This is a genomic window from Lancefieldella sp. Marseille-Q7238, assembly GCF_949152215.1.
Classification (GTDB): Bacteria; Actinomycetota; Coriobacteriia; order Coriobacteriales; family Atopobiaceae; genus Lancefieldella.
Map to the genome: position 1 here is coordinate 270,339 of NZ_OX424407.1, position 15,233 is coordinate 285,571.

The window sequence follows — 15,233 nt, forward strand, 5'->3', positions numbered from 1 at the left end:
TTCTCGCCTCCTATCGCGAAACCGTATCTTTTTGGCCGTAGATAGCGCCAAAAACGTCGCGAACGACATACATTGCAGAGCCAGCGCCCGAAGGAGCGCAGTCAACGTTTGCGCAGATGCAGTATTTGGGATTGTCGGCAGGCGCATAACCCACAAACCAGCCGACCGGATCGCCTACGGTAATCTGCTGCGCCGTGCCCGTCTTGCCGTTGACCTGCACATCCAAGTTGGTCCAGTGCGCCGCATACGCGGGGTCTTCCTCATAGACCATGCCGTGAAGACCGCGACTCACAATATCGTAGTTGGACTCCGACTCCTCGCATTCAATGATAACTTTGTTTTTGTACTCAATAACAGACCCGTTGCCTGAGCGGGCGTTGATGCTCTTCAGCACATGCGGCTTCCAAATCTGGCCCCGCGTGGCGACGCCGGCGTAAGCGTTTGCCATCTGCAGGCAGGTGACGAGAAGATCGCCCTGTCCAATGGACAGGTTGCAGTTGTCGCCACCCTGCCACGCGCGCGAATCGTCGGGCGAATCGGAAAAATAATCCCACTTCCACTTGGCATCGGGAACTCTGCCGGACGCCTCTTCAGGAAGGTCAATGCCTGAAAGCGCCCCAAGACCAAACTTGCGGAAGACCTCCTGCATACCTTCGGGGTGCTCCTTGTTGTAAAAGAAACCCTTGCCTATCTCGTAAAAGACAATGTCACACGAGTTAATGATGCCGGTAACCAGGTTCACCGTGCCGTGACCGGAAAGTTTCCAGCAGTGCATGCCGTATTCTTCGCCAAATCCCGTCCAAAACCCCGTGCAGTACCATGAGGATTCAGGCGTGCAAACGCCGTAATCGAGGCCCGCGAAGGTCGTCAGCGCTTTGATAACAGAACCGGAAGGATACTGACCTGCGATAACGCGGTTCATAAGCGGATAATTGGCGTCTTCAGATTGAAGGTTTTCCCAGTCAGACGAAGCGATGCCACCGACAAATACGCTTGGCGAGAAGGTCGGATAGCTTGCCATGGCAATGACTTCACCGTTGGTCACGTCAAGAGCGATAACGGACGCTGCCTTGCCCATAAAGCCTGCCGCGCGAGACACCTTGATAGCGTCGACCAGCGCGTCCTCCGCCGCCTTTTGCACCTTCGCGTCAATGGTTAAAACAACGTCCGAGCCGCTTTGAGCTTCAATTGACGTACTGTGATCGAGCACTTTTCCGCTTGCGTCAACGTAGACGGTCTGCTCGCCACGAACGCCCTGCAGCGCCGATTCGTACTGCAGCTCCACGCCCGTTTGCCCCACAATGTCTCCATGGGCATAAACGAACCCGCCGTCAGCGGTCTTGCTGTTTTCAAGCTGCTCTTGCGTTACGGTGCCGGTATATCCCACCACATGAGCCGCAAGCGTTCCGTTGGGATAGAAGCGCTGAGTACGCTCTTCAATGCTGACACCATCAAAAACACCGGGATGCGCGTAGATAGCGGCGATGACACGGCGGGATACGTCAACGGCTACCGTGCGAAGGCTCTGCGCGCCTTCAGAGGTATCAATAATCTTGCGGTAGACCGCGCGCTTTGGCATGCCCAAGAGGTTGGCAAGCACCTGCATTTCTACGTCATCTTCAGATACGTCAGACTTCGCCACAACCGCCGGACTGGGACGATTGGTAACAATCTCTACGCCGTTGCGATCCAAAATACGGCCACGCGGCGCCGCGGTGGTAACCGTACGGGTGCGGTTACTGTCCGCCTGCTTTTGATATTCATCGCTTGATACCAGCTGCATAGACCACAGGCGAGCAAATAAGGCGGTAAAGACCGCGCCAACCGCCACGCTCAAGCCAACAAGCCGAGAAGAGAGTGTTTTTTCGGGAGAAGCGTCCGCGCCGCCGGAAGCCCGCGGGGAGCCTCCGCCGATATCAAACTTGAACGGAGAATTCTTTCTTCCGAACACCAGATAGATGATAATGAGTCCAATAGCAGCCAGAACACAGACTGCCACAATAACCAGCGTCAAATCCATAGCGATTTACCTCAAATGTTTCGCCGCACGCTTTGCGCCGCGAAACGCGCGCTCGCCGCCGAGAGAAGCATGTGAAACTTGTTGGCGTGAATACCTGTACACAAAGGGTAAAGACGCAAGCAGCGTCAGCGCGATTGTCGGTACGGCGATGAAACCAAAAGACCCTAGGAAGCTGGAGCTTTGCCCTAAAATGGAGGCAAATACTTGCTGCAGAACGGACACGATGCTGATAGCTATTGCCATCTGCCCCATTGAAGGGCCAAAATGACCTGCCAGGCGGTCACGCACTTCTCGCCCAAGGATATACGACATCACCGTCAGAAGCAGCGCCATAAGACCAACAGGGCTCGTTGAAGACAGGTCATACAGAAGTCCGGCGCAAAATCCGCAGATTGTTCCAGTTCTCCCGCCTACCTTCAGCGCCATGAGCGCCGCAAAAATCAAAGCGAAATTGATATGACCCTGCGCCAGCGAGATATTCGGAGCCAGGGCAAGCTGGAGAATCAGACACACGATGGCGAGCAGTGCCGTGGTGCGCAGCTCTTTATTTCTGTCAGCTACCTGCATGTCCCCTCCTTAATCCGTCCGGCCTGTCTCGCTATGCCGTTCGCTGTTCGTTGACGGCGAAACGGACGTGTTTCCGTTTGCGTCGGCGTTAGAACTAGTCGTACCCGTATTCTGCCCCGTTCCCGACGCAGAACTTGAAGAATCGCTTGAATTTTTGGTGTCGTTGCCATCCGAGCCCGAACCGTCACCAGAATCTGACCCCGATGACGAATTGCTGCCGGCGTTTTGAGCGTCGGCGTCGGAGATGTCAGAGGCTGTCGCCTTCTGCTCTTCCGTAAGCGAGGTAATGACCATGACCTCTTCATTGTTGGTCACATGACCGAGCGGCTCAACAACGATGGTGTAGTACAGCGCCCCCGGATTGGTTTCAACGCTCGTGACCTTGCCCAGCGGAAGTCCCTTGGGGAACACGCCACCAAGACCGCTTGCGACAACGGTATCTCCTACCTTAACCGTTTGGTCAGTACGCACCTGATTGAGCGTCAGCTGGCCTGATGCCGAACCCATCAACATGCCTTGAGCGCGGCTGGACTGCACCATAGCCGCGACGCCGGAATGCTCATCGGTAATAAGGCGCACCGTCGACGTCGTTGGACCCGCGGCGATAATCTGGCCGATAGCGGCCGAGCTGTCGGTTACCGGCATGCCAACCGCGAGGCCGGAGGTCGTACCTTTGTCGATGGTAACGGTCGAACTCCATGAATCGCTCGAACCGGAAATTACGCGCGCGCCGGTCGCCTGGAGATTGTAAGTATCGCGAAGGTCGAGAAGCCCCTGCAGCCGCTGCGCGGACGTATTGGCTTCCTCAAGCTCAGCGTTGCGGGAACGAAGCTGCTCGTTTTCCTCTTTCAGCTGCGTAAGCGTTTCCTGGCTAGCCGTAAGGTTGGAAAACACGTTGCCGATCCCTTGAAACGGCGCCGAAAAAGCCGAACCCACCAGACGAATAGGCATCGTAATAGTGGCAAAGCCGCCGCGTATCGCGGCGAAAGGTCCGCCTTCGCCCATGTGGACACCTGCGGTTAAAAGGACGGCAGAAAGTATCGTAAGGATGATAAATGTTCTGCCGCCGGTGTGCTTATTGCTATTTTCGTTGAGACTGGACGAGAAACCCCTTGTCCCGTTTGTAAGTGGCATCCTTATTAGCCTGCGCTTTGAACGAATCCACCGGAAAGCGCGTTGGCTTCAAGAACCTTGGCGCATCCCGTAACAACGTTTTCGAGCGCCGTCGGACTAACGTTGACTGGAACGCCCGTTTCCTCGCGCAGCCGCTGGTCAAGACCGCGAAGCAGACCGCCGCCGCCGGTAAGCAAAATACCGTAGTACATAAGATCTGAAGCAAGATCTGGAGGCGTCACGTCCAGCGCGTCTTTGACGGCCTTGGTAACTTCATCGAGCGGACGATCAAGCGCGCGACGAATCTCTTCCGATTCAATGCGCACGGTCTTGGGAAGCCCGCTCATGACATCGCGGCCATTGACCTCAACATCAAGCTCTTCGGCGAGCGGAGCCGCGGAACCAACCTTGATTTTAATATCTTCGGCCGTGCGCTCTCCAATTGAAAGATTGTACGCGTCACGAACATGCTCAAGAATGGTCTGATCAAACTCGTCGCCAGCGGTACGAATCGACTGAGACACCACGATGCCGCCCATGGAAATAACAGCGACCTCAGTGGTACCGCCGCCGATATCAACTACCATGGATCCGGTAGGATCTTCAATAGGAAGGTCAGCTCCGATTGCCGCCGCCATAGGCTCTTCTATGAGATACGCCTGGCGCGCTCCGGCCTGAATAGTAGCTTCAAATACCGCGCGCTTCTCGACAGATGTGACCCCTGAGGGAACACATACCACGACGCGCGGCCGCGGAGACCACGGATACTTGCGTTCGCGAGCTTTTTCAATGAAGTAGCGCAGCATGACTTCGGTCACGTCAAAGTCAGCAATGACGCCGTCTTTGAGCGGACGCTCAGCAATAATGGAGCCGGGAGTACGGCCAATCATGCGCTTCGCGTCTGCTCCGACCGCTAAAACGCGGCTCTCGCTCTTGTCGATAGCGACAACGGAAGGCTCATTGATGACAATACCCTGGCCGCGCACAGCAACCAAGGTGTTTGCGGTTCCCAAATCAATTGCGAGGTCTCCGCCATATTCTCCGAAGAGCGAATCGAAGATAGACATGGTTTCCAATCATTTCTTTGGAGGCGCTGACGCCTTCCAATCCTTATCTCCAGCAACGTTATTAGTGTACCCCGCTCCCGCCCCGCGTGCACGGGGCAAAAGCGAGTTCACATCTTAGCGAGAAGAATTTTGAGACACGGCGTTGGTTACGACGTCTGAAACCTTCCAGCCGATACCATCCCTGACAAGACCCACGGTATACTCAACGCTGCTGCCATTGCTTGTGGTAACGGAAACGGTAACGGTGGATGTGGTAGCGCTCTTGTCAAGCTTGGTGATGGTAGGAGTGCCCGTAGAAGGAAGAACATCGCTGATGTCTTGAATCTTCTTATCGTCAACGCCGCTGGCGATGAACTGCTTAATGGAGCCGTTTGAGCCCTGCGTCTTCGCGGCGAAAATACCTTCGATAACGGACTGCTGCGTCGGCCATCCATAGCCTTGAGTATACGCAAATACTCCGCCGCCAACAGCAAGCGCCAAAAGGATAAGCAACGTGATAAAGACCTTAAGACCGGTATGACGGTGCTTGCGGCGAATCTTTCTCTCTTTTTTGTCTTGGGCGAGAATATCCTCTTCTGACAGGGAGAAAAAGCCCGTGTCCTCAGCGGAAGGAATGAGTTCGCCCGACTCCCCCATGGGGTCGAGAGGATCGTAGCTGCCGTATCCCGCCGCCTGCAAAAAAGCGTCTGTCTCTGACGGCTTGCGGGAGCGGATTCTTGCCACCGCGTTTTGAGCGGCCTCATAAGCCGTTCTTGCCTCGTCGCTCATCACAAAGGTTGAATCTGATGACGCGTGTGAGAAAGCGTCAACCGCTTCGGACATGCGGTTAGCGGCGACATAGGCAAGGCCAAGCTCACAGTAAACTTCAGCCTGGCTTTCAAGCGGCGTCAGGAAGTCAAGCGCCGTGCGGTAGGCCTCCACCGCGTCAACAGGACGACCCAGACCCATAAAGCACTTACCCAGACTCCGCAGGGCGCCTGACGGATTGGGGTTAGCCTCGTCAACGGCAGCGTTGCGATAAGCGATACCGGCGTTGCGCGTGTCGCCAAGCCTTTCATAGGCAGAGCCGAGCGCCAAAAAAGCCTTGTATGGCGTTGTATACGAAGCGTCTTGAACCGCCTTGGAAAGCGTGTCGATTGCCTCCTGCACGCGGCCGGCGGCCAGAAGAGCGCGTCCCCGGTTTGTGGAAAGCGCGCCTGCCTTACCGTAGGAAACATCGCTCAGAGCGCCCGCATACGCGTTGACGGCAGACTCAAACTGCCCGAGCTTCATATAAGCGTTTCCAAGAAGGTGGTCTATCTCGCCGTTTTTCTCGCCAGCCTCTTTTGCCTGGCCAAGCTGGAAGACGGCGGAAAACCAATCGCCTGCCTGGTACGCCCTCTTGCCTTGTTCATATGCTTGCTGATTCACAGTTTCCTCCAAGATACCTTTGAGCCGGAAGCTTTACGCGTTTTCAATACGGACCGAGTTCAGAACATCCCCTGCTCTGAGCTGCTCAATTACCGCTTTACCTTCAATCGTCTCTCCAAAGACGGTATAGCCTGAGTCTAAGCCATGCTGCGAACCGAGGCAAAAATAAAATTGAGATCCCGCGGAATCGGGGTGAGAAGAACGAGCCATCGCAAGAGCTCCGTCATTATGAGCATTGCAGGGGTTTGAAGAAAACTCCTCTTTGATGCGATATCCGGGGCCGCCGGTTCCAGGAAGGCCATCGGCGCCGGGGCGACCCGCCGCGACGTCTTCAGAACTCATATCGCGCGTATTGGGGTCTCCGCCCTGAATGACAAAACCCGGCACAAAGCGATGGAACTTGGTGTCGTCGTAAAACCCAGACTCAGCAAGCTCGCAAAAGTTTGCTACGTGAATGGGAGCACCGGCGCCATCAAGCTTGACCCGGATCGTGCCTTTTGACGTAGTGAAAACGGCAATCTCAGTACCGGTGACCTCGCGTTCTGGCGTATAAAGCGGATCAAGTCCAAAGCTCATGCTATGCCCTCCTACCTCCCGCGCCAAAGCGGGAATAACGTATAACTCTGTAATTTTAGCAGTAACACGCAGTTTTCATAGTTTCAGCAGACAAACGGTAGCTCCTACTGCTTCTTCGTAGGCTTCCACGCGTCGTAGTTCTTTTCAAAAAGCTGCTGGTATTCGCTTTTGCCCGAAGAATCGCGCATGCTGTCAACGGGGTCTAAAATATGCTCTTTTTCGGCAGACGGATTCTTGGAGTCAAGCGAGCGACTCCAGCCTTCACTCAGCGCGTCAGAGCGGTTTCGCAGCCAATTTCCCAACGTGGAAAGATTGTCAAGCTGTGTTCGGTAGGCTCCATCGGCATCATCAAGGTTAGAGAGGTCCGAAACGACATTGCTGATTTCAAGGGCAATCTGTTTAGCGTCCTCAGCCGCCGCTTCACGCTCTTCTTGCGACCCGCTGATAGCGATGGTGTCAAATGACGTTTCATTATCGTTCAGACGCTTTTCAAGATCGGCAAGCTTCTCGTAGTCCGCCTCCATCGCCTGAAACGAAGGATCCCCATTGGTTGAAGGCGTATTGGATTCGTCTTCGTCCTGGCCTTTGAGTTTCTCAACGGTTCCCGGAAAGCCTTGCTTTGAAAGATCAATGCCTTGAGTGGCGCGCTCATCGTTGGCCGTAGGATTCCAGGGATGCGTGATATAAAGCACCAATCCACCCATAAAAACCAAGGCTAGCAATGCCGTCACCACAACCACGCGCATACGGGGCATGCCTTCCGCGCGACTAGTCTCCTCGTCGTGGACGGGCTCGGAAGGGATTGCGCTTTCAAAGCGGGGTGCGGGTCGGCGCTCATCGAGTGTGAACACCGCGGTGGAATCCGAATCGATTGTGCCTGTGCCGGCAGAGTGCGCGTCTTGCGCGTCTTGCGCGGCGGCACCTGAAGGCGCGGCGGTTTGCTCGTCACTGGGCACATCAGAATTGAGTGTTGCCGCGGACCTACGCTGACGAGACGCGGATTCTTCCCCAATTTCGGGAAGTCTGATATCTCGAACAGGCCTGATTGGCGTCGCAGAAACGCCTCTTTTGGCATGCCTGGGAAGAGGCACGCCGCACTTCGGACAGACTGACATGCTTTTCTCCACAAGAGCTCCGCAGTGGGGGCACCAATGCGCGTCAGCCACAGGAATACGCTGCGTCACGCCAAGATCCGCATGACAATGCGGGCATGTAGGCGTTCCCTCAGGAACAATCGCTCCACATCTTTGACAGCGCATGCGTATATCCCTTCCTTAATGTCCTGCAGCCATCTTACTCTTCACGCGAGCCTTGCGAGCGCTCATTGTCGCCCTCACTAAAAACGCGGACGAATGCCGAAAAGACCCGGCTCTCCTTGCTGTGATCATGAAGAAAAACGTAGAGCCTGTTAAAAATTACAATTGACACAAACAGCGCAGGTACAAGAAGGATACACATATCACTTGATATGGCCGATATCCTAAAGAAGGATCTGAAGAGTGTGCATCCAAGCGTGACGATAAGAACGACAGACGCGAGGAGCGCCCTGCGAAGCGCGTTAAGCGGCAAAGAGATACGCCGTATGAGAGCGATTCCAATGATTCCCGTCACCACTAAGCAGATGGTGGACATCTCCGCGACGCTCAGATGAAGCAGGCGGCCGCTCGTCAAAATCAACGCCAACGATACGGTAATGGCTGCTGACGCCGGCAACGAGCGCTCCAGAACATTTGCCAGGAAGTTGCCGGTAATGCGCTCGTGATTGACCTCAAGGGCCAGCACAAACGATGGGAGTCCAACCGTCGCGAAAGAGAGCAACGACATCTGAATAGGAATGAAGGGATACGGCGGCATGATGATGCAAAAAAGCGCCAGAGCCGCAGTATACACGGTCTTAACCAGAAAGAGCGCCGCTGAGCGCTGGAGGTTGTTGATGGAGCGCCGCCCCTCAGCAACAACTTCGGGCATATGGGCAAAGTCATTGTCTGCCAACACGATCTCGGAGACATTGCGCGCTGCGGCAGATCCTGAGGCCATCGAAACTGAACAATCCGCCTCACGGAGTGCCAAAATGTCATTCACGCCATCTCCGGTCATAGCAACTGTGTGGCCCTGCGCCTGGAGCGCCTGCACCAAAAGACGCTTTTGTTGAGGCGTCACACGGCCAAAAACGCGGCATGTTTTTGAAGCTTTGGCAATATCACTCTCGTCTGCAAGCGTTGTCGCGTCAACCCAGTGTTTTGCCCCAGGAATTCCTGCACGCGCGGCGATAGCCGCAACGGTACGCGGATCGTCTCCTGAAATAACACGCAGGTCAACACCTTGATCAAGAAAATAGCGAATCGTTTCAGGAGCGGTGCTTCTAATCTGGTCTCGAATACCTACAAAGCCGAGAAGCTTTACCTCACCTTGCAGGGCGTCATTGTCGTCAAAGCCCTCAACCCTGCAAATTACCAGTACGCGTTCAAGTTCTCCAAAGATTTCCGATGCAAGCGCACGCTCGGCAACACCCGCGCCGACTACAAACTGAGCGGCTCCCATCACATAGGCGACTCCCGCTTCGGTGACACATCCGGAGTACTTTCGAGCCGACGTAAAGGGAATGGCGCGAGAAGTACGCGGAGGCTCGATTGATTCTTTTTTGAGATACGAAAGAATGGCACGAGCCGTATCGTTTGCATCGTGCTCATTGGCACAGACAATGGCCGCAAGGGCGCCGATTACCTCTGACGTATCCGCTTCTATATCCAGGCTGTCGGCCACCACATGCGCGACTTCCATCTCTCCTGTAGTGATGGTGCCTGTCTTATCAAGACAAAGCGTATCGACGCGAGCAAGCGTCTCCACACAATACGTCTGCTGGACCAGCACGTTTTTGACAGCAAGACGCGCCGTTGCAATAGCTAAAACAGACGATGTCAGCAACACCAATCCCTGCGGAATCATGCCAATGACCGCCGCGACCGAAGAAAGAATCGCGGCGTTGAGGTCGGACGGCGCGTGAAAATAGCTGCGCAAAAACAGACCGATTCCCAAAGGAATAAGCGCGAAAGTACCTGCGCGAATAATCGAATTGATCGTCGCCTTTATCTCTGAATTAACCGGCTTGACGTACTTCGCCTCAGCATTGATGCGGGCGGCGTAGCCGTCCTGACCAACGCGCGTAACACGGCCCACCAAACTGCCCAGGTCAATGAAGCTTCCGCTCAGCAATTCACTTCCGACGCTCTTCTCGACAGGCTCGCTTTCGCCGGTCAGAAGGCTCTCGTCAGCGGTTACGGATCCTTGGACGACTTCGCAGTCCGCGGGCACCTGATCTCCCGTGCGAAGACGGATCAGATCATCGACGACCAGCGCTGAAGGCAAAACCTCCATGTCCGTACCGTCGCGAATAACCGTCACGTTTTTGGCTGTCAGGATGGTAAGACGGTCCACCATACGCTTCGCACGGATCTCCTGGATCACGCCAATAAGCAGGTTAGCCCCGACGACCGCCATAAACAGCACATTACGCAGCTCTCCGGTAAAAAGCACCAGGACAGCCATCGCGATGTTGACGATGTTAAAAAGCGTCAGAGCGTTATCTTTGATGATGGAAGAAATGGACTTTGTCGTTACGTCCGTATTGGCATTGACGCGGCCGTCGGCAACACGTTCGGCTACCTCCGCCGAACTCAATCCTCGCAGCGCAGACGTCTCCCGCACGCCTGAAGAGTCTCTCATAGTTCTCCACAACTGACACATATCTCAAGCGTACACATGCCACAAGACGATGTATTCGCCGGTGCAAACAGGGCAGCATACCGTCACGTTATACCTGGTGACCCCGGTGGGGCTCGAACCCACGACCTTTTGCTCCGGAGGCAAACGCTCTCATCCACTGAGCTACGGGGCCATAGTTGGTAAGTATAACGAGCAAGCATAGGCAAATTCAAGTTTAAAATTCAGAGAAGGAAGATATCGGTCATGTTATAGACTCAAAGCGTCCCGTGATTTCCGCGCCCGAACACCGACAACTACGTCCTAGCACCGAGAGCCGCGTTCGGACACCAAGCACTCATAGTTTGAAAGAGGCATGCATGCGCGCCATTTTGACAAGCCGAGAATCACATCCGGCAGATACCTGCATTGACGTCGGATACGGGGTCAAAATCGGAGGCGGAAACTTTGCCGTCATAGCAGGACCATGCTCGGTTGAGGGAGAAAGTCTCCTCTCGCTTGCCCATGATGTGCGTCTTGCTGGAGCAACCATGCTGCGCGGAGGCGCTTTTAAGCCACGCACGAGCCCCTATGACTTTCAGGGTCTGGGCACGCGCGCGCTTGAACTGCTGATGGAAGCCTCACACCAAGAACATATACCCGTAGTGGTCGAACTTACCCAGGAGGCGCTTCTCGACACATACCTTGAGCTTGGCATTCATGTCATTCAGATTGGCGCCCGCAACGCGCAGAACTTCTCGCTTCTGAAAGCTGTCGGTAAAACGCAAACTCCCGTGCTGCTCAAGCGCGGGATGGGCAGCACCATCGAAGAGCTTCTGCTTGCCGCCGAATACATCATGCGTGAGGGAAACCGCAAGGTTCTCGTCTGTGAGCGGGGCATCAGGACATTTGAAGACTCCACGCGCTACACCTTTGATGTCAGCGCGATTCCCGTGGTCAAACACGATTCCCACCTGCCGATTATCGCCGATCCAAGCCATGCCGCCGGAACTGCCGCCTACGTCGCAGACCTCGCCTGCGCCGCCGTTGCCGCAGGCGCCGACGGTCTGGAAATCGAGGTCCACGCTGATCCTCCTCATGCTTTGTCCGATGGTGAACAGGCGCTTACGCCCGCAGAGTTTTCTCAGCTTATGCAGCGCGTTCGCTCCATCAGGGAGGCGCTTTGTGGATAGAGCTTCCAACACCATCTGCCTTGACGTCCGCACCCCTTCCGCATCATATGAAGTGGTCGTTGGCGCCGGCTTGATTGAAGACGCGGGCAAAAAGCTCAGATCGTTGTTTCCCGCAGAGACGCGTCTGCATCTTGTAAGCGATACCAATGTCTGGCCGCTCTATGGCGAGAAGCTCCTGAGCTCGCTTGGCACCGCTGGATTTGCAGCGATGTCATACACCGTCATTCCTGCCGGAGAGCATTCCAAGAGCGTTTCTTGCCTCTCACATCTGTGGGACGAATGCGCCCGTCATGGTCTGACAAGACACGACTGCATAATCGCGCTCGGCGGAGGTGTCGTGTGCGACCTTGCCGGATTTGCCGCCGCCACCTATCTTCGCGGCTGCCATGTCGTGCACATACCAACCACGCTCCTTGCGATGGTCGACGCGTCAGTCGGCGGAAAATGCGCCATCGACCTGCCGGCCGGCAAAAATCTTGCGGGAGCGTTTTTTCAACCGGACAGCGTCCTTATCGATGTCGCAACTCTGAAAACGCTTCCTTCAAAAGAATTTCAAAGCGGCTGTGCAGAAATAATCAAGCATGCGGTACTTGCGGACGCGGCGCTCTTTTCGCTTTTGGAGACAGGACCGGCTGACAAGACGAGCCTCTTGACCCCCGATGCGCAGACGCTTGTCAAACTCATCGCCGCAAACATCCGTATCAAGCGCGCTTTTGTCGCTGCCGATGAAACAGATGCAGGCAGGCGGCACATGCTCAACCTTGGCCATACAATCGGCCATGCGATTGAAGCTGCAAGCGACTGTACGCTGAGCCATGGCGCGTGCGTTGCGGCGGGTCTTTGCTGCCTCATGCGCGGAGCATCAGATCCTCATGTGCATCTTGCCAGCGCTCAAGACGCCAAACGGATAGAAACGCTTGTCTCTCGTTTCGGATTGCCTGTCGACACGACCTTTACGCGAGAAACCCTCATGGACTACGTCTGGCGCGATAAGAAACGACGTGGATCTTCCATCAATGTCGCCATCCCGACAAAAATCGGTTCTGCAGATATCGTTTCGCTTTCACAGGATGAAATGCGTACTATTATCGAGTACGGATGTGGCACAGGAGGAACAGCGTGTTAGCGACAATCACCCCTCATGAACTTTTTGGAACCATCAGCGCGGTAGCTTCAAAGTCTGAGGCTCATCGCGTCTTCATCTGCGCGGCCTGCGCCGACACCGTCACGGACATCGACTGCAACGCTTCGTCAAAAGATATTGACGCAACTATCGCCTGCCTGGAAGCTTTGGGTGCTCACTTTACCAGAACCGTCAGAGGCTACCGTGTATCCCCCATCAAACAGCCCAAGCACACGTTCTTTCAGCTTAAGAAAATCGATCTGCCCTGCGGTGAGTCAGGCTCAACGCTCCGTTTTCTGCTTCCTGTGACAGGAGCCTTGGGGCGCAAAGTTGAATTCCACGCTGAAGGAACGCTCGTGCAGCGCCCGCTCGCGCCGCTCTATGGCCAGCTCACAGAGCACGGAGTTCGCCTTTCTACTGAAGGCGCCTATCCCCTTGCTCTTTCGGGCCGTCTTTCAGGCGGACGTTTTGTGTTGCCGGGCAATATTTCATCACAATTTGTCAGCGGGCTTCTTATGGCCGCTCCCCTTATGGAGCAGGGCCTCGAGGTATTTGTCGCCACGCCCGTCGAATCAGCCCCTTATGTGGACCTGACTATTAAGACGCTGGCTGATTTTGGCGTTGGTGTCGAAACAACATATCTGGTTGAAGCTGGCAAAGAGTACGCACGGTTCTACGTGTCAGGCAACGTCAGCTACAAGACTCCAGGTCAACTTGAGATTGAGGGTGACTGGTCCAACGCCGCCTTTTGGCTTACCGCAGGAGCCCTCGGTAACGGCATCGAGGTCACAAACCTTGCTATGCAGAGTGCGCAAGGTGACAGAGCTATACTTGCAGCCCTTTCGCTTATAGGAGCGCGCGTGTCCCGGCACGGCAATAACGCGGCCGCAAGCTTCGATCACCTGCGGTCTATTCAGCTTAACGTGTCGGATACGCCTGATCTAGTGCCGCCACTCGCAGTAGCTGCAGCTTTCGCGCGCGGCTCAACCGTCTTTACCCACGCGGAAAGGCTCTGCCTCAAGGAGTCTGACCGTCTTGCAACAATAGCCAACGCCCTCAACGCGCTTGGTGGACAGGCGTCCGTACAAGATGGCGCTTTGCACGTCGAAGGTATGGAAGGCCTTGACGGCGGAGAGGTGAGCGGATCTTCTGACCATCGCATCGTGATGATGGCAGCCATCGCCGCAGCCTACGCCGATGGTCCGACTACCATTACCAACGCGGAAGCGGTGGCAAAATCCTACCCTACCTTCTTTGAGGATTTTCGCTCTCTCGGCGGCATTGTCGAGCTGAGCGATGGGCTCGCATAGACAGGACAGATTATGCCTTCGTCATTTGGAACCACGCTTACCGTTACCGTCTTTGGCCAATCTCATTCAGAGGCAATCGGCTGCGTCATCGATGGACTCCCTTCAGGCCTTACGATTGATCAAGACGCCCTCGCAACTTTCTCCGCCCGACGCGCGCCCGGACGCATGCCGTGGGACACTCCCCGCCTCGAATCCGATTCCTTTCGCGTGCTCTCGGGACTTACCTCAAAAAGTGTCACCCGCGGCGCTCCAATTGCCCTTCTCATTGAAAACTCCGATGCGCGTTCCTCTGACTATGACCGAACAAACAGCGTTTTTCGCCCGGGTCATGCGGACTTTAGCGCCTGGAAAAAATGGCACGGACGGCAGGACGCTTATGGAGGCGGTCAGTTTTCGGGGCGCCTCACCGCTCCGCTTTGCCTCGCCGGCGGTATAGCGCTTCAGGCGCTTGAGCACCAGGGCATTCAGATTGCCGCTCATGTACAATCAGCCGCCGGCATCGCCGATGAGCCCTTTGACGCGTTCAGTAACAACTCTCAAGCTCAAGTTCACCTTGAACATCAGATTGCAGCCCTTCATGACGGCCGCATCATTTCCACCATCAACCAAGAAGCTGGCGAGAAGCTCACCGCTGCTCTTATGGAGATTCGCGCTGAAGGTGATACCACAGGCGGTCTTGTCGAATGTGTTGCGACGGGCTTTCCGGCAGGAGTGGGCTCGCCGTTATTTGACGGACTTGAAAGTCGCATCTCTCAGGCAATTTTTAGCATTCCCGCGGTCAAAGGTATAGAGTTTGGCCTGGGCTTTCGGGTGTCTGAGGCACGGGGCAGCTTCAACAATGATTCTTATGAGATACGCAACGGTCAGCCTCAGCCCGCAACAAACAACGCAGGCGGCATCCTTGGCGGCATATCCACCGGCGCGCCGCTCTTGTTCTCTTGCGCTTTTAAGCCTGTGCCGAGCATCTCTTTGCCTCAACAATCAGTAGATTATACAAGCAACGAAGAAATAACTCTGCAGGTACACGGTCGTCACGATACTTGCGTTGCTTTGCGAGCCGTTCCCGTTGTGGAAGGAATGACCGCTCTGGTACTTCTTGACGCCCTGCTTTCCTATCCGGCAGAGCCAAAGCGTAATCCCTATGAGGAGTAAGCA

The 15,233-nt window shown here is 55.3% G+C and carries 12 protein-coding genes and 1 tRNA gene; 4 read left to right on the forward strand and 9 right to left on the reverse strand.

Annotation, left to right across the window (positions count from 1 at the left end; translation table 11 throughout):
• Nucleotides 1-10 precede the first annotated feature (10 nt).
• From mrdA to QM016_RS01295, 9 genes are all read right to left on the reverse strand, one after another.
• The gene (gene mrdA, locus QM016_RS01255) at nt 11-2,020 is read right to left on the reverse strand and encodes a penicillin-binding protein 2 (protein ID WP_282709877.1); all 2,010 of its coding nucleotides are present in this window, start codon (nt 2,018-2,020) and stop codon (nt 11-13) included.
• A 6-nt stretch (nt 2,021-2,026) separates the two neighbouring features.
• Entirely contained in the window at nt 2,027-2,587 is a 561-nt protein-coding gene (gene mreD, locus QM016_RS01260; RefSeq protein WP_282709879.1) for a rod shape-determining protein MreD, read from the reverse strand.
• 9 nt (nt 2,588-2,596) lie between these two features.
• Nucleotides 2,597-3,721 carry a rod shape-determining protein MreC gene (gene mreC, locus QM016_RS01265; RefSeq protein ID WP_282709881.1) on the reverse strand — a complete coding sequence of 375 codons (1,125 nt, stop codon included), beginning with the start codon at nt 3,719-3,721 and terminating at the stop codon, nt 2,597-2,599.
• A gap of 5 nt (nt 3,722-3,726) precedes the next feature.
• Nucleotides 3,727-4,767: a rod shape-determining protein gene (locus tag QM016_RS01270; protein ID WP_016476941.1), complete on the reverse strand. Its 1,041-nt coding sequence runs from the start codon at nt 4,765-4,767 to the stop codon at nt 3,727-3,729.
• A gap of 114 nt (nt 4,768-4,881) precedes the next feature.
• On the reverse strand, nt 4,882-6,177 hold the full coding sequence (locus tag QM016_RS01275; RefSeq protein WP_016476940.1) for a tetratricopeptide repeat protein: 1,296 nt from the start codon (nt 6,175-6,177) through the stop codon (nt 4,882-4,884).
• A 33-nt stretch (nt 6,178-6,210) separates the two neighbouring features.
• Nucleotides 6,211-6,753 carry a peptidylprolyl isomerase gene (locus QM016_RS01280; protein ID WP_016476939.1) on the reverse strand — a complete coding sequence of 181 codons (543 nt, stop codon included), beginning with the start codon at nt 6,751-6,753 and terminating at the stop codon, nt 6,211-6,213.
• 104 nt (nt 6,754-6,857) lie between these two features.
• A complete protein-coding gene (locus QM016_RS01285) occupies nt 6,858-8,012 on the reverse strand; it encodes a zinc ribbon domain-containing protein (RefSeq protein ID WP_282709882.1) in 1,155 nt (384 codons plus the stop codon).
• Nucleotides 8,013-8,046: 34 nt separating this feature from the next.
• On the reverse strand, nt 8,047-10,476 hold the full coding sequence (locus QM016_RS01290) for an HAD-IC family P-type ATPase (RefSeq protein ID WP_282709883.1): 2,430 nt from the start codon (nt 10,474-10,476) through the stop codon (nt 8,047-8,049).
• Nucleotides 10,477-10,571: 95 nt separating this feature from the next.
• Nucleotides 10,572-10,648 (reverse strand) — tRNA-Arg (locus QM016_RS01295).
• A 94-nt stretch (nt 10,649-10,742) separates the two neighbouring features.
• On the opposite strand from QM016_RS01295, the gene aroF reads away from it, so the two are divergent.
• Genes aroF through aroC form a run of 4 tightly spaced genes read left to right on the forward strand, consistent with a single transcriptional unit; the run spans nt 10,743 to nt 15,230 of the window.
• Nucleotides 10,743-11,645: a 3-deoxy-7-phosphoheptulonate synthase gene (aroF, locus tag QM016_RS01300; RefSeq protein WP_282709884.1), complete on the forward strand. Its 903-nt coding sequence runs from the start codon at nt 10,743-10,745 to the stop codon at nt 11,643-11,645.
• A complete protein-coding gene (aroB, locus tag QM016_RS01305) occupies nt 11,638-12,771 on the forward strand; it encodes a 3-dehydroquinate synthase (protein ID WP_282709886.1) in 1,134 nt (377 codons plus the stop codon). The genes aroF and aroB overlap by 8 nt, the downstream gene beginning before the upstream one ends.
• Nucleotides 12,765-14,078, forward strand: coding sequence for a 3-phosphoshikimate 1-carboxyvinyltransferase (gene aroA / locus QM016_RS01310; protein WP_282709887.1), 1,314 nt, complete (start codon nt 12,765-12,767; stop codon nt 14,076-14,078). Before aroB ends, aroA begins: the two co-directional genes overlap by 7 nt.
• A 12-nt stretch (nt 14,079-14,090) precedes the next feature.
• Nucleotides 14,091-15,230: a chorismate synthase gene (gene aroC, locus QM016_RS01315; RefSeq protein ID WP_282709888.1), complete on the forward strand. Its 1,140-nt coding sequence runs from the start codon at nt 14,091-14,093 to the stop codon at nt 15,228-15,230.
• The last annotated feature ends 3 nt before the right edge of the window (nt 15,231-15,233 follow it).